The organism is Bacillus methanolicus (genome assembly GCF_028888695.1).
Lineage (GTDB): Bacteria > Bacillota > Bacilli > Bacillales > Cytobacillaceae > Bacillus_Z > Bacillus_Z methanolicus_B.
In genome coordinates, this window is sequence record NZ_PNFF01000002.1 from 163,783 (window position 1) to 185,103 (window position 21,321).

The following is a 21,321-nucleotide window of genomic DNA, read 5'->3' on the forward strand; positions in this document are numbered from 1 at the left end:
TTTCCCATCTCCATTATTTTTCAATAATTTTTTTAATATACGCTTCCAGTTTATCCTTTAACTCCGGCCGCTTTAAGGCAAAATCGATTGAAGCTTGAAGGAATCCAAACTTATCTCCTACATCATACCGGTTCCCTTTAATAATGTAAGAATAAATAGACTCTTTTTCAAGCAAGCTGTCGATCGCGTCTGTCAACTGAATCTCGCCTTTTTTGTCGGGCTTTACTTTTTCAAGCATTTCAAAAATAGCCGGAGTTAAAATATATCGCCCTACGATTGCCTGTGTAGACGGAGCTTCTTCCACTGCCGGCTTTTCAACGAGGCTGTTTACTTTGTACAGTTCGCCTTGTTGGTCTGAATAATCGACAATTCCATACTTATTTACTTCTGCAAGAGGAACATCGTTGCATCCAAGAATGCTTGATTGAACGTTATTGAATTGGTCAATCATTTGGCGCAAAGCCGGAACTTTACTGTCAACGATGTCATCGCCGAGCAGAACGGCAAACGGCTCATTTCCGATAAATTTCTTTGCACATAAAACAGCATGTCCGAGGCCAAGCGGTTCTTTTTGGCGAACATAGTGGATATCTACCATATTTGAGATATTTTCGACGATCTCAAGCATGTCATTTTTTCCTGTTTTTTTAAGAAGCATTTCCAACTCAACCGATTTATCAAAATGATCCTCGATTGCACGTTTGTTTCTTCCGGTAACAATAATGATATCCTCTATTCCGGATTGAACCGCCTCTTCGATAATATATTGAATCGTAGGCTTATCAACAATTGGCAGCATTTCTTTCGGCTGGGCTTTTGTTGCAGGCAAAAACCGGGTTCCAAGCCCTGCTGCAGGTATAACTGCTTTTTTAATCATGACTTCATCCCCCTTTGCAATGTTTCCTCATACAAGTTTAACATTCCATTTGCGTTATCAATCCAGTTATAGTGTTCCTTCACATGTTCAATTCCTGCAGAACCCATGTCCTTTCTTTTTTCGGGTTCCTCAATTAATAGGTTAAAAGCTCTGGCAAGTTCCAAAGGGTTTTCTTTCGGAACAACAAACCCTGTTTTTCCATCGAGAACAACCTCAGGAAGCCCTCCAACATTTGATACAACAACAGGAACTCCACAGGCCATGCTTTCTACCGCTGCTACGCCAAAACTCTCGCTGTCCTCCGTTGAAGGAACTGCAAAAATATCCATTTGGTTAATATACTCAGGAACACGGTCATTAGGCACACGGCCGGTAAAGGTGGTCACATGACTGATTCCAAGATCCTTTGATAACTGTTCATACTCTGAACGCTGCGGGCCATCACCGACAATCAGCAAATTTGTGTCAGGATTTGTTTCAAAAACTTTTGCAAAAGCTTTTATTAAATCAGCAATTCCATATTTGTCTGAGAGCGCTTTAACCGTTCCTATTGTGATTCTCTCTTCAGATTTAAGTCCTTCAATCGGGCGGAATTTATTTAAATCTACCCCGAATGGCGTAACAAATATCTTTTTATTTGTATATTTGTTCGTCTCCTTAGCCATGATATGGCTTGTCGAACAGATGACATCAGCCTTTCCAAGAGTATATTCAACAATTTTCCGATTCAGGCTTCCTTGCTGGGGAAATTGAAAAATATCTCTTCCCCATACAGACACATAGTATGGATGATAATTAGCTAAGGCACCGATCAATCCATAGCTTGAGACGTAATGAGCATGAAAGATATCAGGCTTGAATTGTTTGAGCACTTTCTTTAATGAAAAAACACTCGAAAAATAAGAGAATTTCCCGGGTAATAGCTTAGGTAGTACATATGTGTCGACTTCTTGTGCATTTTCTTCCGAATAATGGTCAGAAAATGTCACTACTTTTACGTCAATTCCTTTTTTTTTGTAAAACAAAGCCCATTTATGTGTGTGTATTGACTTGCTTGGAGCTAGTAGTAAGACTTTCATATTTCCTCCTTTAACAAGACACTTGCAACTTTCGCGACTCTGGCTGCCCACGAGTGTTTTTCAATGAACAATTCCTTAATATTCTCTCGATAAATTTCGGCATTTTTTATCATCGTTAAAATGGCTTCTGCCATTGAATTCGGCTCATCCTTACAAATCACTCCGAAACCATCTCTATTGATGATTTCCTCTTGGGCAGCACAATTCGTGGCGACAACAGGCAATTCATTTGACAGGTATTCCACCAGCTTTACCGGAACCGAAAAATCATTGTAAGTACTTTTGATCCGGGGAATAAAAGCAAAGTCCATCTCTTGATATAGCTTATTTAAAGCTTCTCCGCTAATGTGCTTTACAGTTACCTTCAAATGTTTGAGCCTTTCCTTTTTGTTGTCTGGAAGTTTTTCATATTCATCTTGCCGGCACACGACCGTTAAATCACATACCTGTCTTTCTTTGTTGACGATCTCCAGGGCATCAAGAAGTAAAAAGAGACCGTAATCCTCATTGTTTATACCGCCTACATAAATTCCCTTTCCCGTTTGTCCGGAAGATTGGTTCCGAACAATTTCTCGTTTTCTTCCTCCGGGAGGCAAAGCAACCTTTTTTCGATTAATCTCTACAAAATTGCCCATCGCTTCACTTGGAAGAAAAATAACATGGCAATATTTTTCATAAAATTTTTCTTCCAATCGGTAAATCGTCTTCATAATATGCTTTTTAACACCTTTTAAAGGGTAAAGTTCATCAAATTTCCAATATACGTCGCGATAGAAAACACCAACCGGTATATTCCTTTGTTTTAAAAATTTCATGACCTTTAAGTCAACAAAAGGCTTTTTCGGGATATGGTTTGCATCTGTTAACCATAATGGGATTGTTTGATTTTCCATATAACAAAACAATAGATCATCAAGCTTCCCTTGTTTCTTCCATCTCTCGAATTGCTGATCTCTATCTTCCGAAGAACCGGACAGCAATAAAATCTCAATACCTTGTTGATTTCCCCACTCTAAAAAAGCATTGTAGATTTCTTTCGGGCGAAGCTTTGAGCCGCTATTTGCATTTTCAGCTATTTGGAAAGGGTAATAAAGCAAAACTGATCTCATATGATATCTCCTCGTCTATTTCCCCTCTTGATCATTTTTTCAGCCAAAGATTGGCCAGATCAATGCGGATTCGTATAAATAGTAAAATACCGGCAAATAAACAAGTTACAAAAATCCAAATCGGATTAAATAAGAAATCTGTAAAGCCTCCAACTAACGTTCTCGGTATGTTTACCGTAAAATATATAAATAAACTTAAAAATACAGGATTTTTTGGAAGCCTGATAAACGTTATATAAAGAACTTGAACAAGGACTGCTACATAAAGCGTTCCGGCTAATATCCCAATATAGCCAAAGTTTGCGTAGGCTTCGGCAATAAACAATGTATTTAAAACCCCGGCTGTACCTTCCTTAATTTTTTCCGGAAAGACAGTTGCCATTACGAGCCTTGCAGAACGAACATGATCCATACCAAACATTTCAACAATTGTTGCAGGCATGCTTGTTCCATTTAAAAACGGAAGCGATTTCCCAAAAATATCGAGGTGAAGAAAAGTCGGTGCAATTTGCGCAAAAATTAAGCGTCCGATCGGTCCTTTATTATAAGACAAATATGATTCTAAATCGGTTACACCTTGAATAACAATATACATGCTTACTAGTACGATGGCGCCTGCCGTTCCCCAAAGAAACAGCCTTTTCCAAGAAAAATTCATTCTGCCAACATAAAGGCGCAGCAACAGAAACATAATTAAATAGAAGAAAACAGGTGATTTTGCCAGGTCATAAATATTAATAAGGATAGAACCGGCAAAAAGACTGAGGAATAGCAGCTTCCACTTTATTTGATTCGTTTTTACTGAATAAACATATGCAATAAACGACAAAAGCGGAGTTAATGCGATCGCAAAAATATTTCTGACGATATAAATGCCCCTAAAATTCCGCTGAGCTTCAACCCGTAGTTCACCGGGTGATAAGTTGCCGTTCCCTATCAGTATTTCTAAAATAGGGATTTTAGGAGTCTTTAAAAAAGTATAAGCAATAGCTGCAAGAGATATAAATGCAAGGCCTGCAAAAATTAAGAAAAACTCATTTTTTTCCTTAAAAGGAAGTTCGATCCTCTTCTCCAAGTAACTTTTATACTCTTTCTCTGCATCAAAACCGGCCAATTTCGAAACGATGAACATGACCATCGGAAAAACGACCATAACGAAACTAATCACATAAAAGCCAATCCAACGGTATTCTTCATGCTTCAAACGATTGATCATATAATAATCGTCAATACCCATTGCAATGAACAAAGTGCCAATGAAACTGGAGATCAAAAAAGAGTAGTAAAAGATCATTGAAATCATATTCGGTTTTAAAAGGGACAGGCTTCCCGCGGCCTTTTGAAAAAAGAACACGGAAGCCCCTAATACGAGTATCCAAATAATGAGATAGAGCATGATTTGCCCGCCTTTTATCTTTTTTCGATCAGTTCAGCAATTTTGTATGCTGCTTTCCCATCACCAAATACTTCTTTATAAGATGGATTGACATTTTTCCGGACAGCAGAAAGGATTTTATTGACATCTGTGCCGACAAGAATATTGGCATCTTCTTCAAGCGTTTCAACCCATTCGGTTTGTTCACGAACCGTTACGCAAGGCACTTCCATAAAGTAAGCTTCCTTTTGTACGCCGCCCGAATCAGTAATAATTTTTTTCGCATTTGCTTCCAAAGTAAGCATATCAAGATAACCGACTGGATCAATTACTTTTAGATTTGGAATATCATCTAAACGAATTCCATAACTTGAAAGCTTGTTTTTCGTTCTAGGATGAATAGGCCACACCTTAACTTCTTCAATTTGAGAAAATGCCTCTAATATATTCTTCATGTTTTGTACATCATCTGTATTTTCTGCCCGGTGAATGGTGATGAGATGATATTCTTTTTTAGTTAAGCCGTGTGTTTCTAGAATATTCGATTTATCAGCTGCTAATTCACGGTTATATAAAACCGCATCATACATCACATCGCCGATATTAAAAACATTTCGTGTAATATTTTCGTTCCTTAAATTTTCAACTGCCGTATCTGTCGGACAGAACAAATATTCAGACACATGGTCTGTCATAATCCGGTTGATTTCCTCCGGCATTTTCTTATTAAAGCTTCGAAGTCCTGCTTCAATATGAATAACCGGAACGTGCAGCTTTGCTGCCGCGAGGGCGCCGGCCAGCGTAGAATTCGTATCACCGTACACCATCAAGTAATCAGGCTTTTCTTCCAAAATAATTTCTTCAATTCTCGCAAGCATTTCACCAGTCTGTTTGCCGTGATTTCCGGACCCTACACCTAAGTAATAATCCGGTTTAGGAATATTTAATTCTTCAAAAAAAATGTCGGACATATTGCTGTCATAATGCTGGCCTGTATGGATAATAAGCTCTGTATATGATTCTCTCAAAACTCTGGAAACAGGTGCCGCTTTAATAAATTGAGGCCTTGCACCTAAAACCGTCAATATTTTCATAAAAGCCACCTCGCCGTTTAAAATTTATTTCATTGTCTCTTTACTAGCTTTTCTTCGAAAGTCTTTATCAATTCGGCTAATTGCAACAATCGCCAATACGTAGAACCAAGCAAGCAAAACATAAAGAAAGCTTAACTCCTGCTCCTGTACATAATTAATAAAAATGACAGCAGCAATCATATTTACAAATAAAAACGCCATTTTAGCAAATGACACCGGCACATAATATTCTTTTTGGCTCTTTCTAAAGATAAAAACAACTGCAATCATATAGGAAATTAAATAAGCTGCAACTGCTCCCCATATTGAAAATGTCGGAATGAGCACGATATTCAAAATCGTATTAATGACAGCAACGATTCCGAATGTAACAGAAATAACAGTTGTTTTCTTAGTAAAAAATAAGCCGGATGAAATGATTAAATAGTAGAAATTTAAAAATGTGGCTGCAGAGATTAAAGCAACATATTGATATGCTTCATAATACTTTTTGTCCAAAATCCCAATGACGTAAGGCATAATGGTCGCAATTCCCATAATTCCAAAGATGCCGATCAACAACAATCCAAGGTAAATCTTAGCGAAAAGATCAGGACTATTTTCTTTATCCTTTATCGACATAGAGTACGGTCTCCAAGCCATTTGGACACCGCTTGTCAGCAGCGTAATAACGGTAGCAAGTCTCGTTGCAGCCCCATAAATACCAACTTCCTTAAGAGATTGAAACGCCTGTAAGAAAAGAACGCTCGCATTCGCAATGACCCAGAACGCCAAGGAAGCAGGAACGAGAGGTGCTGCGTACTTGATAATTTCTTTTAAAGAAGTGAAATTAATTTTAGGCACCAAATATTCCCGGCTAATTGATAAAAGCAAAAGGAAAATGATTGAACTGCTGGCGATTCTGCCTAATAAAATACCTTCCGGTGATTGGACAAAATACTTTAAGAATACATAGGACAGGATCGCTACAAGCAGCATCTTCCCAACCGTATAAAAAACGACCTTTTTCGTTTTAAAATCAAAACGCAGAACCATTAAAACAACAACGATCACCGTATCAAGAATTAACACGCCAATACTTATGTACAATAAGCGCACATATCCGGGATCTTTAAAAAGAAGCTGTGATATCCACGGACCTGCAATAATGAAAATTAGAGCAAGAATTGCGACAATGAACAGCCTAAAGAACATAACGTCTCGGACATATTCCAGACGTTTTTCTTTATCTTTTGTTTCAAAATAATAAAAGGATAATGCGGAGTCCGTCCCGAATATGATCAAAAACGTAAGCATTGCGGACAATTTATCAATAATGTCCAAAACCCCTAACTGTTCCGGGGGTAAAAAATTTGTATAAATTGGCAGCATGATAAAGGCGATTAATTTTGTACCGACATTCATAAATGCGTAAAGGAGCGAATCCGCTCCTAAACGCTTTATCTGTGCAAACACCTTATAACAGCTCCCGCTCGTCTACCATACGGACAAATTTTGCAGGAACACCTTTAACAAGAGTTTTTGGCTCGGTATCTTTTGTTACAAGCGCGCCTGCCGCAACAAACGTTTCCTCTTCGATCGTAATGCCCGGAAGAATAATGGAAGCTCCACCGACACGGGCACCTCTCTTTACGGTAGCACCTTTGATTTTATCGAATCTTTCTTCCGTTCTGCCCATATAATTATCATTTGTTGTCGTAACGCACGGAGCAATAAACACATGGTCTTCTAAAGTTGTATAAGCTGTAATATAGGAGTTTGATTGAATTTTCGTCCTGTCTCCAATTTTTACGTAATTTTCTACAGTAACGCCTCGTCCGACAATCACGTAATTGCCAATCTCAACATTCTCTCTGACACTTGCAAGATCGGCAATTAATGTGTTAGAGCCGATATTTGCCCCTCTATACACGACGCAATTTGCTCCGATTGTTACATCCTCGCCGATTATTAAAGGTGGAATTGAATCAGAGAGCTTAACCGTACTAGTTTTTGCCGGTTTTGGCGGTTTTCCGAGCACTGCACCATCTGCTACAGTCGTGTTATCACCAATAACGGTTCCTTCATGAACAGTGACACGGTTGCCGATCACGACGTTTTTTCCAATTTGAACGTCTTTTTCGATTACTGAAAAATGCCCGACCTTTACGGAAGAATCGAGTTTCACGGAAGGATCGATATAATTCATAAATAATAATCTCCCTTATAAACGAAATTATAGTTTCACGTATTTATTTGGCTTTTCTACATCTTTTAAGGCATTTCTTGTATCAAAAATCACTTTGCTTTCTTTCGCAATCATTTCATAGTCAAAAACAGAATGATCGGTTGTAACAAGAACAAGGTCTGCCTCATTTAAAAGCTCTTTTGTTAATGGTACAGTTTCTATTACCGTGTTGCATGATCTAAAAGAAGGAACATGCGGATCCACAACTTTATAGTCTGCTCCATGATGATTTAATAACTCGATTATTTTTAAAACAGGAGATTCACGAACATCATCAATATCTTTTTTGTACGCTACGCCTAAAACAACCACTTTTGCCCCGCGAAGAGCTTTGCCGTCTTCATTCAACACTTGCATCGAGCGGGTTATCACGTATTCAGGCATGGCATTATTAATCTCTCCGGCCAGCTCGATTAATCTTGTATGGTAGTTGTATTCACGCGCTTTCCATGTTAAGTAGAACGGATCAATCGGAATACAATGTCCGCCTAAACCAGGTCCCGGATAGAACGCCATGAATCCATACGGTTTTGTTTTGGCTGCTTCAATCACTTCCCAAACATCAATCCCCATTTTATCGCATAAAATGGCCATTTCATTCGCTAATGCAATATTGATATGACGGAAAGTGTTTTCGAAGATTTTTTCCATTTCAGCGACTGCAGGACTGGAGACTTCGAAAACATCGCCTTCCAATACATTTCGATAAAGTGCCGCGGCTACTTTTGTGCAATTTTCAGTAATTCCGCCAACTACTTTAGGAGTATTCTTTGTTTTAAAATGTTTGTTTCCCGGGTCGACGCGTTCCGGAGAGTAAGCGATAAAGACTGTCTCCCCTGCTTTAAGCCCCTTTGCTTCCAGAGCAGGCTTAACAATTTCTTCTGTTGTTCCGGGGTATGTTGTGGACTCAAGGACCACCAGCATACCTTCATGTGCATATTTAGCAATCTCTTTCGCAGAACTTTCCACATAGGAAGTGTCCGGCTGTTGATAAGTATCTAAAGGTGTTGGAACACAGATCGCCACAGCATCCAATTCTTGAATACGGGCATAATCTGATGTTGCTTCAAGCATGCCTTGCTTAACCATTTCTGCAAGATCTTCATCCACAACATCACCGATATAGTTAATTCCCATATTTACTTTTTCGACGCGTGCCGGCTGAATATCAAAACCGATCACCTTATACCCTGCTTTTGCTTTTTCTACAGCTAATGGCAATCCTACATAACCTAATCCGACAACACCGATTACAGCTTCTTTATTTTCTATTTTTTTAATAAGATTTTTGTAAGCACTCATATTTCCTTCTCCTTTACTGAACAACAACTTTTTTGCCTGTTTCGGCAGATTCCAGGATAGCGAGAATTAATTTTACCGGAGCCAATCCGTCTTCGCCTGTCACAATCGGCTGCCGATTTTCTTTAACGGCTGCTACCATATCTTCTATGATACACTGATGTCCGGGCTTGCCAAACGGATCTGCTTTAATTTCAGCTTTAGTTTTCTCTGCTTCCTCTTCAGTAACACCCTCAATATCCCATGTTTCAATGAAATTAGCGTTTCTGCCGCTTATTTTCACGGAAGCTGTTTCTCCAAAGATTGCAATCGATTCCTCAAGATTTTTCGGATAAATCGTAGTAGCCGCTTCAATTACGCCAAGCGCCCCGTTCTTAAATTGAACAACCGCAGCTGCAACATCTTCCGTTTCAATTTTACGCAAGCGGGTCGCTGCCATGGCTTGGACAGATTCAACGGGACCCATTAACCAGATCATTAGGTCAAGATTGTGAATGGCTTGGTTCATCAGCACCCCGCCGTCATACTCTTTTGTGCCTCTCCAGTCTGCTTGATCATAATATGCTTGATTTCGGTTCCAGCGCACTGTAGCATTTGCATGGCTTAATTTTCCAAACGCACCTTTTTCCATTTGTTCTTTCAATTTTTGAATCGCAGGGCGGAAACGATTCGGATGAACAACAGCAAGTTTAACGCCATGCTCTTTTGTCACCTTTATCATTTCTTCCGCATCTTCAAGCTTTAAAGACATTGGTTTTTCCACAATGACATGCCGTTTTTGTTCAGCCACCATTTTTGTAAGCCTTGCATGCAATCCGGAAGGAACACAAATGTTGACAACATGAATGTCCGGATTTTCCTCAAGCATTAAAGCAAGATCTGTATATTTTTTAACCCCCGGCAGATCGATTTCAAGACGTTCAGGGTTTGTATCACAAATTGCATACAGGTTTGCACCTTCTGCATTTTCTATTGCTTCTATATGTTTTTTTGCGATATGACCCATTCCTACGATAGCAAAATTAATCATGGTCATAGTGCCTCCTAGCATCTCCTAAATATTTTAGCAGCATTAACAGTGCAACAGTCACAACAAGGCCTAATATGACCCCTACTGCAATTCCTTCAGGAATATAAGTCTTGCTTTTGTATACTTCTTCAGACAAAATTTTTGGTTTTTCAAAAAAAGCGAGATCACTTCTCATTCTGTGGGCTGTTTTTTCTTCCTCAGCTAATTGTCTTTCTGTTTCGATTATAAGATCAGTCAAATCATGATACTCGGCAGGAGAAAGATTGTTGCTTTCCAGCTCTTGATAATAATCATCAAGGGCCTTTTCCTTTTTTACCACCGACTCTTCAAGCCTCTCCAAATATACTGTTGATGCATCTAGCCGTTTCTGATAATTTTCCAGAAGATCTTCATTATAATTTTTGATTACATTTTTCAATTCTGCTTCAACTTGTGATTTAGAATCACCTTTCATTGTAAACTTTACATGGCCTTTTTCAGAAACGAAAACATCAAGTTCGTTCTTAATACCTTCTTCCATTGCATTTGCCATGATATTTTTAGGATTCGTCAAATATCGGGCATCGATCGATCCTGTAAAAACGATTGCTTGTCCGGTATATTTATAGTCATTTTTAACAAAATAGACAGCACCGGCGACCAATACCGCTGTAATGAGTGGAACAATAACGAAAAACCACTTTTTCTTCCAAAAATACAATAAGTATTCGTAAAGGACATACCTTTTTTTCTCTTCCGTCAAATTCCAACACCCCGCTTATTAAACAGTAAAGAAAACGTCCCCGTAAAAATGGCGACGTTTCTTAAGTTACTATTTTCCATAAAATTCGGCAATTTTCGCCACAACATATTCTTGTTGTTCTGTCTTTAACTCAGGGAACATCGGCAAAGAAATTACTTCCTTCGCTGCTTTTTCAGCATTCGGAAGGTCGCCTTCTTTATAGCCGAGTTCTTTAAAGACCGGCTGCACATGAAGCGGCAGCGGATAATAAATCATCGTTGAAACACCTTGTTCGTTCAGATATTTCTGAAGCTCATCACGGTTTTCTGCACGAATTGTGTACTGATGGAAAACATGATAATTACCTTCTTTTTCCACCGGTGTTGCAACTAAATCACCGAGTTTCTCATTTAACAACTTAGTATAAGTTGCAGCCTTTTCACGGCGAAGCTCGCTCCATCTGTCTAAATGAGGGAATTTCACATTTAGAATGGCGGCTTGAAGCTCATCTAAACGGCTGTTATAGCCTAAAACATGGTGATAGTACTTCGGTTTACTTCCATGCACACGGATGACGCGGGATTTTTCTGCTACTTCATCGTCATTCGTTACAATCATTCCTCCGTCTCCATAAGCACCGAGGTTTTTAGTTGGGAAAAAGCTGTAAGTGGCAGCTGTTCCTAATTCACCGACAGACTTGCCGTTATGTTTTGCACCGATTGCCTGTGCCGCATCTTCGACTACAGCCAGATTGTGTTTCTTGGCAATTTCTGCTATTCTTTCCATATCAGCCATTTGTCCATATAAATGGACCGGAATAATAGCCTTTGTTCTTTCTGTAATTGCTTCCTCAATTTTTTCCGGATCAATATTATATGTCACCGGATCTATATCTACATATACCGGCGTCGCTCCTGCACGGGCAATCGCTCCACCAGTTGCAAAAAACGTGAACGGAGTCGTAATGACTTCATCTCCTGGGCCTACTCCGAGCGCTTGAAGAGCTATATGTATAGCATCGCTGCCATTTCCACAGCCGATCCCATGGGCTGCATTGCTATATTTCGCAATATCTTGCTCCAATTTTTTTACATGATCACCAAGAATAAACCTGGAAGAACTCATTACTTGATCTAAAACTTCGAGTACCTCTGATTTCAATTCCTGATATTGTTCACTAAGGTCTAGCATAGGTACTTTCATGCAAGAATACCTCCAAAAAATAAAATGAAATCTTTAATGTAAAAACCATGTATAGTTTAACACAGTTCATCATATTACAATGTAGAAATTATGACAAAAAAAGTATAAGTTTTTGCTTAAACCGACATTTTTTGGATAAATTTATGTAAAAAATCATTCCTGATGATGATTTTTGCATAAAAAAAACAGATAAGGAAACAATGACCTGTAGTAAAAATATTCTTAAAAAAACCGTTTGTATCTAAAAGCCACAAACGGTTTTTGATTTATTAAATTTTAATAGCGCTGCCTGTCAAAAGAACGTCTCCCGATAAGCTTCTTAAACAAATTTAAAATCGGCTTATATTTAACATGAACGATGCCAATTACTTCGGCAATTAATTCTGTAATAACCAAAAGGCCAAAAATAATGAATACCGTTCCCCAAAGGGTGGATTCAGAAACTAATATCGCACTGATGCTGAACAAAATCCCAAAAGCATAAATCGCTAAGACCGTATTCCTGTGAGAAAGGCCCAACGCCAATAAACGATGGTGCAAGTGCGATTTGTCAGGAGCCGAAATCGGTTTTTTATTTACAATCCGGCGAATAATCGCATACGTCGTATCAAAAACCGGAACACCTAAAATAATGATAGGCACTAAAAAGCTGAAAAGCGTAACACTTTTGTACAGACCCAATAACGATAGGATGGATATAGAATACCCTAAAAACAGTGCTCCTGTATCACCCATGAAGATTTTTGCAGGATGGAAATTATAGAAAAGAAACCCAATGATACTTCCAAGCAAGATCACTGATAAGGTAAAAATAAGCATTTTCCCCGCCAATGCCGCCATGATTGCAATCGTCGCAATTCCAATTGCTGAAATTCCGGCAGAAAGACCATCTAAACCGTCAATCAGGTTGATCGCATTTGTAATCCCTACGATCCAAAGGACGGTAATCGGATAACTCCAAAAACCTAATTCGAAATTTCCGATATATGGTATTGTCAATAAGTCGATCGTTAAGCCGCTTGCAACGATCAATGCTGCCACCAGAAGCTGGCCGGCAAATTTGACTTTGGCTGAAAGTTCGTACTTATCATCCAGCATACCGATCAATACGATAAGGATGGCACCGACACTAATAGCAGTTACTTTTTCATTATATACTCCTCCTGCAAAGTAACCGGCTATTACACCAATAAAGATGGCCAACCCGCCCATTCGGGGCATTAGCTTGCTGTGCACCTTTCTTGCATTAGGCTTATCAACAGCTCCAATTTTTATTGCTAACTTTATGACAAATGGCGTTACTATCAGGACTGTAATTAATGACACAAAAAAAGCTATAACAGCTTGTGTATACATTCATCATCACCTTATAAAGAGGTTAGCTTTATTCTTTGCCAATCATACATATCGTAACACATATCTTTAAGAACGCAATGATTTTTTTGATGGAAGGTATAATAAAATCTGTTTCCTCTCATACTAAATAAGTTAAATTCTCTAACTTTTTCCCCATCACTCCTAAGTTAAAACTTCTTTCTTTTACCTAATATATAAAGACGAGATCAATCACAAAAAGTTACAAATTTCTTCTTTATTTTTTTTAGAAAAAACTCCCACTTCAACATATAAATACCCAGTATGATATAATTCGACTAGGAGATTTTTATATTTAATACAGCAGTATTACGGGAGCGAAACGTTATGTTAACAAAAGTGAAAATGCTATTCAGCGACAGCGCGCGTGAAATAAAACGCCTGTCAAAATTGGTCGAAAAAGTAAATTCTTTAGAACCAAAGTACGAAAAAATGTCAGACGAAGAGTTGCGCAATATGACAACTCTTTTTAAAGAAGAATTAAGTAACGGAAAAACAATTGATGATATTAAGATAGAGGCTTTTGCTGCTGTAAGAGAAGCTTCAAAACGTGTGCTCGGATTACGGCACTATGATGTTCAGCTGATCGGAGGATTTGTTCTTCATGAAGGAAGCATTGCAGAAATGCAAACCGGTGAAGGAAAAACGCTGGTCGCAACACTTCCAAGTTATTTGCATGCTTTAGAAGGAAAAGGCGTCCATATTATCACTGCAAATGAATACTTGGCCAAACGGGACTATGAGATGATGGGAAAAATTCATCATTTCCTCGGATTAAATGTAGGATTAAATATTTCCCAGCTGTCACCGGAAGAGAAAAAGCAGGCCTACGCCGCAGATATTACATACGGTACAGGGAATGAGTTCGGTTTTGATTACCTGCGTGACAATATGGTTTACGATATTCGAGACAAAGTTCAGCGGGGGCATCATTATGCAATCGTTGATGAAATTGACAGCATTCTGATCGATGAAGCAAGAACTCCATTAATCATCGCCAATAAATCAAGCCTTGGCGCTGAGTTGTTCTATATTACAGCAGAGATTATGAAGTCTTTCAAAGCGGATACAGATTATGAACTATATCCGGAAACGAAACAAATCTACTTAAAAGACGAAGGCGCCTATAAAATAGAAAAAGCGTTCGGAATTGATAATCTATATGATGCCGAACACCAAGATCTTCTTCATAATGTTATGCAGTCTTTGCGCGCATTTGCAGTGATGAAAAAAGATGTAGATTATATTGTGAAAGATGGAAAAATTCTTCTCATTGACAAATTTACAGGCCGTATCATGGAAGGACGTACGTTCAGCGACGGGCTTCATCAAGCAATCGAAGCAAAAGAAGGTTTAGAGATCACAGAGGAAAATGATACACTGGCAACCATTACGATTCAAAATTATTTTAGAATGTACAAAACGCTGTCAGGAATGACCGGAAGTGCAACTCCTTCCAAACAGGAATTTTTAGACACATATAACTTACAAGTCGTATCAATTCCTCCGAACCGTCCAGTACAAAGGATCGATTATGATGATCTCGTCTTTGCGGATTATCAATCCAAAGTTAATAGAATAATAGAAGAGGTTAAAAGACTTCATGCAGAAGGCCGTCCGATATTAATTGGAACGACATCAATTGAACAATCCGAAAAATTATCAAAATACCTTTCAAAAAGCGGTATTAAACACTTTGTTTTAAATGCAAAAACAGAAGAAGATGAAGCAAAAATTATCTCTCTTGCAGGACAAAAAGGCCAGGTTATGCTGGCAACTAACATGGCCGGAAGGGGAACAGATATTTTATTAGGTGAAGGAGTCAGAGAGCTCGGCGGGCTGCATATTATCGGCACAGAAAGGCATGAAAGCTTCCGCATTGACATGCAGCTTAGAGGGCGGGCCGGAAGACAAGGAGACCCGGGATCAAGCCAATTTATTATTTCGTTGGAAGATGATCTGTTTACCAATTATGATCCGGAGGAACTTGACCGATTCAAGAAAAAGATGAAAACAGATGAAAATGGTCTTATTCTCTCTCCGGATCCTAATAAATTCGTCAGAAAAGTTCAGGAAACAGTCGAGAATGCCCACTACTCTGCGAGAACTCATTTATTAAAACTCGATAATGTCATTGACAGACAAAGTAAAGTGATTTATTCGATGCGCGACCGGCTGCTGAAAGCAGCTTCAGAGGAAACTTTTCCTGAAGTGACCGGTTATATTAAAAACTATATCACCCGGATTGTAGCGAAATATTGCAACGATAATATCCCTTCAATCGAATGGAACTTAAATGGGTTAAAGGAAGAATTAAGCTTTATTTTCATTCACTTCTCGTTAACTGTGAAAGATTTTGAAGATAAAGATCAAAGCGAAATTACAGAACTTGTTCTAATGGAATACGAACAATTAGAACAGCAAATTCTTTCCCTCCAAAAAGATGAAGAACTTGGCAATCAATTGAAACGGTTTATGCTGCAAGTCATTGATTCCCGCTGGATCGAACATCTTGATATCATGAATCAAATGAAGGACGGAATCCATTTAAGAGGCTACGGGCAAGAAGATCCTTATCGGTTGTTCGAAATGGATGCTCTTGCGGAATTTAACAATTTGCTTTTTTCTATAGAATCCGGAATTAGCCTGCGCTTTATCGAATATATCAAAAATCAATATGAGTTTGAGCCGAAACAATAACAGGGGGAGAAATTAAATGGCTTTTTTTAAAAGAAAAAGAAAAGAAGAGATTTTTGAGAATGAAAAAATTGACAGCAATCTCCATCAAGAGGATGAAACCGAAGACGGACTCGTTAAAACGACATTATCATTTCACCCCGACTGGGAACTAACAAATCAGGAAAAGTATGTATACCGATATAAACATGAACAATTGCCGCTTCTAAAGCCAAATCAAATTTCGATTACAGGTATCCGCTTGATTGAATATAATGATGGCTTTGTCGTGGTCGCTTTTTTAAGAAATACATTGCCGAAAGCTGTACGGTTTGAAGCTGTTAATCTTTTACTTTTAGATGAAAACGGCCAGGCTATTGCGAAAAAACAGTTTGAGCTTGACGGACTGGGCGAACTTCCTTCTATGGCTTGCAGACCTTGGCGGTTTTTGTTCTCGAATGAAGATAAGCTGACAGACACCATTCCTGCTGAAGGCTGGCAAATTGCCTTTGAATTAACACAGCCAAAACCGGAGCATCAGCTTGACCTTGCAGAAAGCTGGGAACAACAGCTTTCTCCTCTTCAGAAGGAGCAACTGGAAAAATTGGTCACATCCCTTCCGGAACTCAAACAAGGGGAAATTAATTTTATGGGGCTTGAAGCCAAATTGACGAACGAACAAAACCTTGCTGTTACCGTTCTTATTCGCAACGGCACCGATAAAAATATACAGCTTGAACAAATTCCCCTCATTGTTGAAGATGCAGCAGGAGATGTTGTTTCCAAGGGCGGATTTACTTTGAATGATTTTGAAGTAAAAGCACATACAAGCAAGCCATGGACCTTCATCTTCCCAAAAGAATTGATTCTGAAAGACAATCCGGATCTATCAAGATGGAAAGTATATCCGCCGGCCAACTAATAGAAAAGCGTTCCTGCACTATGCAAGAACGCTTTTCTTTTTATTAGATATGGATGACGGCGTGTTTCTCCACCATTAATACATTAAAAAACCTCTTGCTATAATGATTTATAACAAGAGGTCTCTTAAAATTTATTTCTATTTTATTCTGAAACAGGAATATACTCAATATGAGCAGGCATATTAGTAATATATAAATTTGAACCAAGGTTATATTGTCCGCCAAATAGATTATCAAATTGATAAACTCGATATTTTTCTCCGGGATTTAAAACTCTCACTAAGATAAGCTCGTTGTCATCACCACGCTGCCAAAGATTTATTTTCTTTTTAACATACACTGTTCCAATTTGTCCGCTTTTCACAGGAGTTGCTGCAAATGCGCTTTTAACTTGCTCATTATTAAGATATCTTTTAGCACCTATGTATCTAGTTTTATAGTAACTCTTATCCAAGCTGGAAATAGTGACTCCTTTATTGGAAGCATGGATAAATTCATTATCTCCTATGTATAATCCCACATGTGACGGACCCGGCTTATATGTAGTAAAAAATACTATATCTCCCGGAACTAAACCGTTTCGATCAACACTTTCTCCCCGTTTATATTGATCGGCGCTTGTTCTTGGCAGCTGTACATCGTATTCTTTAAAAACATATACGAGGAACCCCGAACAATCAAATCCTTTAGGTGTCGTTCCGCCCCATTTATAAGGAACTCCAATAAATTTTTTTGCATAATCGACAATGTTTTCTTTCTCTGCGGCATTTGCGGTAGTTTTAACCATAAACAGAAACGGTATCGAAAGCATGATGGCTGATATGATCCGTACGATTTTTTTCATGGTTATGTATCCTCCTGCGAAAGCTTATGTATATTTTTGTCAAAATAATATGTAATTTGTAAGTCTAGTAAAATTTTATAACAAACTTAGACAAATAACTATTTCAGTAATCTTACATTTGTCGAATAATATTACATTTTGATTACAATTGTAAATTTCCGTAATAGAAAAAAGGACTGATCCAAGAGGCAAGAAATTTCTTACCATTTGGATCAATCCTTTTATTTTTTCAAAAATTTTAATTAGATTCAGAAAAAAGTCCGCTTTATTAGCTAAACTCAGGCCAATTGACTTGAAATTCGTCGCCTTCAATTTTTTCTAATGTTCTATATTTAAACGGAACTAGGTCTTCTTCGTTTTTATTCATAAATTCCTTAGCTATTTCAAAGGGAATTAAATCGAACTGGCTATCATTTTCTGAAATAAAATAAGCGCCGATGATTTGCCCTTTTTTCTTCATATCAAGATGCAAGAAAGCCGGAAAGTAAGTTGCATCCTTTGCTTCTAAAACTGCTTTAGCTGTAACGGTACCGTCTTCTTCTTGCTCAACAGCATCATTACTGATCTTTTCAAGAACTTTTACAGCCCAGCCTTGCTTTTTGTAGCCCCCGATAATTTTAGGAGGGTTTTTCTTTAATTGTTCTATTATATCTCTTAAATTATTAGATTGCACCATCGGTAACCAATACTCCCTCCAATGTTCTGAAAAGTTTTTACACATATTGCAGAACGACGAGATTAGACAAAATAAACATACTTTATCATAATAAACATAAATGTCCCATATGTAAACTATTCCACCGAATAGAGTAGCATAAATTCATGATTTGCGCGAAAAATTGTCATAATAATTGACAATTATATCGTAGTATAAATAAAGACAGCCAACAATGTAAAATAAATGGAAATGCGTTGTCCGCACGAGAAAAAGACAGGGATGCTTCATTTCGAAACATCCCTGGAAATATCAATAAACTGCTTGTATGTGGTCAATGTAGATTTGACCTTTGTTTTTGTTTGAGTCGTCGACTTCCATATAGCGAATAGGCACTTCTAATTTATATGGAGCCTTTAATCCTGCAGGAATTGGTGCTTCTACATACTTCCATCCTGTCCAATCCAAATTTTTTGTGAAATCTAATTGAACTTCTTTATTATCAGCATCCTTTAACTGAGCCCGAAGCCAATGGCCCTTGGCATCTCCATATACCCACATGCCGATTTTCTTAGGAGTTCCTATTATTTCAATAGGTGTTTGTTTATGTGCATATACTCCGGAAGTACCTGTTTGGCCAATAAAGTCATAAACGACCTTTAATGATTGTTTTCCATGCTTCACAAAGTTTTTCTCAGGCATAACCTGCACATTGGAGTAACGGGCTCCGGTTGCCTTCCAACTGCTTAAATCCCCTTCGAAATCTTCAATAACGAAACTTCCCGGATTTCCGACGATTACGTTTAATTGGGCTTTAACAGATCCATATGAAACGGTAATCGTACCGGAACCATCTTTTGTTCCCGCTTTAAAAATACCTTTCTCTACGGTTCCCAATTGATTTGATACTTGGTATGAAAACACGGCCGGATCTGTCACTATTTTTTGCCCTTTATAGTAGCCTTCAGCCGGTATGCTTAATGACCCGCCTTTTTCCACGATAATCGTACTTTGTCTTAATTTGATCGAATCGATCGTATTGATCAAGTTAACAGCGACATTTGCTTTGATTGACCCAACAGATGCTGTAATAATTCCTTTTCCAGCCTTATTGGCAGCTGTGAATGAACCGTCTGCGTTAAATTTCCCAATGTTTGATGTCCATGTTATAGGATCTTTAATACTAACAACATTGTTCGCTTTATCCATTCCTTTGACAGAAATGTTTAAATTCTTATATGTTGCACCTGCAAATAAAGTGATTTCTTTTGGATTCAATATTAATGTGTGCAGCGGACCTGCTTTCCAGTGTCCAACGACCAGAAGTGCATTGGAGACGGGTCTTTCCTTTCCGTCTGAAGGTTTATTGACGACACTCGTTTCCGAATCGCCGGGCTTCCTTACGACCATCGTTGATGAACCTCCGCCATCAAAAGTCATCGCTTCCACCGCACCAAAATCTTTCATGACTTTCGCCAATTCAGAGAGGGTCACACCGACACTATGACTTTGCCGGCCATCAACAACGACAACAAATACCGATCCATCCTGCTTAATTCCAATGGCAGTCCGAGGATGGGCACCGGCTATATTAAAATTTTGAGCCTGTCCGTTTTTAACAAGATGATATCTCCCGCCGATGGCTTGCTCGACTTGATTCCACTCAGGTTTATTATAGGTAAGGGTAATATCGATCCGGTCTCCCGGCTTTAATGTTTTCAAATAGTCGCTTCCGGCAGCATGTCCGGATAATATCCATTCACCTTTTTTCAAGGTGTTGCTGCCCTTGCCTGCAATAACCTCTTTCACAACTGCAGTAACCGTATTATTGCCGTTAAGCTTTCCGGTAATATTAGAAAGAACGACCTCTGTTCCTAAGTCATTTGTCATTGTATTGCCCGCAAAATATGGAGTATACAATACAATATGGCCTGCAAAACGGCGCTTGTTAACAGAGTTAATCAGCTGCTTTCTTTCACCGTTTACAGTCATTTCCAACGCAATGTCGGGATTGCCGATCATCGCTTTCCCTGTTGGGCTGACCCCAAAAATAGTTCTCTCATTAATAGGAGTTGTATTCGTTGTTAAAATTTCCCCATTACGTACCGTTAAATCAGTAGGTGCTCCGTTTTTATCAAAGTAATCGCCATTCACTCCCGCAATGACATAATGTCCATCAGCCTGATTTCGATTAGCCATGCTTTTGACGGTCTCAAAGCCGATTATTTGGTCTTTCGCAAGCGATGTTTCGAAAGTGATTTGCGATGATTTCTGATCTACATCAAGTTTGTAAATTTCTTGCTTTCCCCGATTGCTGTCAACGGATAATTGAGATTGTACAACTCCGGGAGCGATTACTTTCGATTCCTCTTTCTTCACCGAACCAATCGATAATTTTGTTTTGTACAGTTCCGGATTTACCTGCTTTAGTTTATGGATCGATGGAGTTTTATATTGAACATATCCTTTAACGTTCGTTACAAAATAAGGTCCCCCAACTCCATACTGCCCACCGTACTTGGAATCATATTGATAAACCCGGTATTGTTCGCCCGGTTTAAGGACCCGAACAAAAACAAGTTTATGATTTTGATCTCTTTTCCAAAGATTGATAGGTTTTAAGATGTCTAATTTCCCAATTTGTCCTTTCACAAGCTGCATTCCTTCCCAGTACACGACAGGAGCAGAAGCCGCTTTTGCCTTTTTAAAATGATCCCCTGAAAAAGGGCTGATTAAAACAGATAAGACGAACAATAAACTAATAAAGATTTTTCTCTTCATTATTCCTCTCCTTCGTTTTACTACTTTCTCAAACACTATAAAACTATTATACGA

Annotated in this window: 17 protein-coding genes; 2 read left to right on the forward strand and 15 right to left on the reverse strand. The window is 38.5% G+C overall.

Translation table 11 applies throughout. The features are described from left to right. Positions 1 to 13: 13 nt before the first annotated feature. The 12 genes from galU to C0966_RS12620 all read right to left on the reverse strand — a co-directional run bounded on the left by galU (position 14) and on the right by C0966_RS12620 (position 13,370). Positions 14 to 877 carry a UTP--glucose-1-phosphate uridylyltransferase GalU gene (gene galU / locus C0966_RS12565; protein ID WP_274856033.1) on the reverse strand — a complete coding sequence of 288 codons (864 nt, stop codon included), beginning with the start codon at positions 875 to 877 and terminating at the stop codon, positions 14 to 16. Then, the gene (locus C0966_RS12570) at positions 874 to 1,956 is read right to left on the reverse strand and encodes a glycosyltransferase (RefSeq protein ID WP_274856034.1); all 1,083 of its coding nucleotides are present in this window, start codon (positions 1,954 to 1,956) and stop codon (positions 874 to 876) included. Before C0966_RS12570 ends, galU begins: the two co-directional genes overlap by 4 nt. After that, positions 1,953 to 3,065, reverse strand: a complete 1,113-nt coding sequence (locus C0966_RS12575; protein ID WP_274856036.1) for a glycosyltransferase — start codon at positions 3,063 to 3,065, stop codon at positions 1,953 to 1,955. Before C0966_RS12575 ends, C0966_RS12570 begins: the two co-directional genes overlap by 4 nt. 31 nt (positions 3,066 to 3,096) lie before the next feature. Then, a complete protein-coding gene (locus C0966_RS12580) occupies positions 3,097 to 4,461 on the reverse strand; it encodes an O-antigen polymerase (RefSeq protein WP_274856038.1) in 1,365 nt (454 codons plus the stop codon). Positions 4,462 to 4,475: 14 nt separating this feature from the next. Further along, the gene (gene wecB / locus C0966_RS12585; RefSeq protein ID WP_274856040.1) at positions 4,476 to 5,534 is read right to left on the reverse strand and encodes a non-hydrolyzing UDP-N-acetylglucosamine 2-epimerase; all 1,059 of its coding nucleotides are present in this window, start codon (positions 5,532 to 5,534) and stop codon (positions 4,476 to 4,478) included. Between the two features lie 24 nt (positions 5,535 to 5,558). After that, a complete protein-coding gene (locus C0966_RS12590; RefSeq protein WP_274856042.1) occupies positions 5,559 to 6,989 on the reverse strand; it encodes a lipopolysaccharide biosynthesis protein in 1,431 nt (476 codons plus the stop codon). A 1-nt stretch (position 6,990) separates the two neighbouring features. Further along, positions 6,991 to 7,722, reverse strand: coding sequence for an acyltransferase (locus C0966_RS12595; RefSeq protein ID WP_274856044.1), 732 nt, complete (start codon positions 7,720 to 7,722; stop codon positions 6,991 to 6,993). Positions 7,723 to 7,749: 27 nt separating this feature from the next. After that, positions 7,750 to 9,063 (reverse strand): nucleotide sugar dehydrogenase, encoded by a 1,314-nt coding sequence (locus tag C0966_RS12600; protein ID WP_274856046.1) that lies wholly within the window; start codon positions 9,061 to 9,063, stop codon positions 7,750 to 7,752. Between the two features lie 13 nt (positions 9,064 to 9,076). Beyond that, positions 9,077 to 10,090 carry a Gfo/Idh/MocA family protein gene (locus C0966_RS12605; protein ID WP_274856048.1) on the reverse strand — a complete coding sequence of 338 codons (1,014 nt, stop codon included), beginning with the start codon at positions 10,088 to 10,090 and terminating at the stop codon, positions 9,077 to 9,079. Further along, positions 10,083 to 10,832 carry a hypothetical protein gene (locus tag C0966_RS12610; protein WP_274856050.1) on the reverse strand — a complete coding sequence of 250 codons (750 nt, stop codon included), beginning with the start codon at positions 10,830 to 10,832 and terminating at the stop codon, positions 10,083 to 10,085. The genes C0966_RS12605 and C0966_RS12610 overlap by 8 nt, the downstream gene beginning before the upstream one ends. Before the next feature lie 69 nt (positions 10,833 to 10,901). Beyond that, positions 10,902 to 12,014 (reverse strand): DegT/DnrJ/EryC1/StrS family aminotransferase, encoded by a 1,113-nt coding sequence (locus C0966_RS12615; RefSeq protein WP_274856052.1) that lies wholly within the window; start codon positions 12,012 to 12,014, stop codon positions 10,902 to 10,904. A 276-nt stretch (positions 12,015 to 12,290) separates the two neighbouring features. Then, positions 12,291 to 13,370, reverse strand: coding sequence for a glycosyltransferase family 4 protein (locus C0966_RS12620; protein WP_274856054.1), 1,080 nt, complete (start codon positions 13,368 to 13,370; stop codon positions 12,291 to 12,293). 345 nt (positions 13,371 to 13,715) lie between these two features. Between C0966_RS12620 and secA2 the strand changes: the two genes are divergently transcribed. Both secA2 and C0966_RS12630 read left to right on the forward strand, forming a co-directional pair. After that, complete coding sequence (gene secA2 / locus C0966_RS12625) at positions 13,716 to 16,088, forward strand: accessory Sec system translocase SecA2 (RefSeq protein WP_274856056.1); 2,373 nt, start codon at positions 13,716 to 13,718, stop codon at positions 16,086 to 16,088. A 16-nt stretch (positions 16,089 to 16,104) separates the two neighbouring features. Next, on the forward strand, positions 16,105 to 16,986 hold the full coding sequence (locus tag C0966_RS12630; RefSeq protein ID WP_274856058.1) for an accessory Sec system S-layer assembly protein: 882 nt from the start codon (positions 16,105 to 16,107) through the stop codon (positions 16,984 to 16,986). A 143-nt stretch (positions 16,987 to 17,129) separates the two neighbouring features. Here the strand turns inward: C0966_RS12630 and C0966_RS12635 are convergent, their stop codons facing one another. The 3 genes from C0966_RS12635 to C0966_RS12645 form a co-directional block, all read right to left on the reverse strand. Next, positions 17,130 to 17,831, reverse strand: coding sequence for a C40 family peptidase (locus C0966_RS12635; protein WP_274856059.1), 702 nt, complete (start codon positions 17,829 to 17,831; stop codon positions 17,130 to 17,132). 268 nt (positions 17,832 to 18,099) lie between these two features. Continuing rightward, positions 18,100 to 18,507 (reverse strand): hypothetical protein, encoded by a 408-nt coding sequence (locus tag C0966_RS12640; protein WP_274856060.1) that lies wholly within the window; start codon positions 18,505 to 18,507, stop codon positions 18,100 to 18,102. Positions 18,508 to 18,798: 291 nt separating this feature from the next. Beyond that, positions 18,799 to 21,267 carry a phosphodiester glycosidase family protein gene (locus tag C0966_RS12645; protein ID WP_274856062.1) on the reverse strand — a complete coding sequence of 823 codons (2,469 nt, stop codon included), beginning with the start codon at positions 21,265 to 21,267 and terminating at the stop codon, positions 18,799 to 18,801. Positions 21,268 to 21,321 lie beyond the last annotated feature (54 nt).

Bases quoted from the DNA above. Each gene is read 5' to 3' on its own strand.
- galU (WP_274856033.1), bottom strand. From the start codon at position 877: ATGATTAAAAAAGCAGTTATACCTGCAGCAGGGCTTGGAACCCGGTTT.
- C0966_RS12570 (WP_274856034.1), bottom strand. From the start codon at position 1,956: ATGAAAGTCTTACTACTAGCTCCAAGCAAGTCAATACACACACATAAA.
- C0966_RS12575 (WP_274856036.1), bottom strand. From the start codon at position 3,065: ATGAGATCAGTTTTGCTTTATTACCCTTTCCAAATAGCTGAAAATGCA.
- C0966_RS12580 (WP_274856038.1), bottom strand. From the start codon at position 4,461: ATGCTCTATCTCATTATTTGGATACTCGTATTAGGGGCTTCCGTGTTC.
- wecB (WP_274856040.1), bottom strand. From the start codon at position 5,534: ATGAAAATATTGACGGTTTTAGGTGCAAGGCCTCAATTTATTAAAGCG.
- C0966_RS12595 (WP_274856044.1), bottom strand. From the start codon at position 7,722: ATGAATTATATCGATCCTTCCGTGAAACTCGATTCTTCCGTAAAGGTC.
- C0966_RS12600 (WP_274856046.1), bottom strand. From the start codon at position 9,063: ATGAGTGCTTACAAAAATCTTATTAAAAAAATAGAAAATAAAGAAGCT.
- C0966_RS12605 (WP_274856048.1), bottom strand. From the start codon at position 10,090: ATGATTAATTTTGCTATCGTAGGAATGGGTCATATCGCAAAAAAACAT.
- C0966_RS12615 (WP_274856052.1), bottom strand. From the start codon at position 12,014: ATGAAAGTACCTATGCTAGACCTTAGTGAACAATATCAGGAATTGAAA.
- C0966_RS12620 (WP_274856054.1), bottom strand. From the start codon at position 13,370: ATGTATACACAAGCTGTTATAGCTTTTTTTGTGTCATTAATTACAGTC.
- secA2 (WP_274856056.1), top strand. From the start codon at position 13,716: ATGTTAACAAAAGTGAAAATGCTATTCAGCGACAGCGCGCGTGAAATA.
- C0966_RS12630 (WP_274856058.1), top strand. From the start codon at position 16,105: ATGGCTTTTTTTAAAAGAAAAAGAAAAGAAGAGATTTTTGAGAATGAA.
- C0966_RS12635 (WP_274856059.1), bottom strand. From the start codon at position 17,831: ATGAAAAAAATCGTACGGATCATATCAGCCATCATGCTTTCGATACCG.
- C0966_RS12640 (WP_274856060.1), bottom strand. From the start codon at position 18,507: ATGGTGCAATCTAATAATTTAAGAGATATAATAGAACAATTAAAGAAA.
- C0966_RS12645 (WP_274856062.1), bottom strand. From the start codon at position 21,267: ATGAAGAGAAAAATCTTTATTAGTTTATTGTTCGTCTTATCTGTTTTA.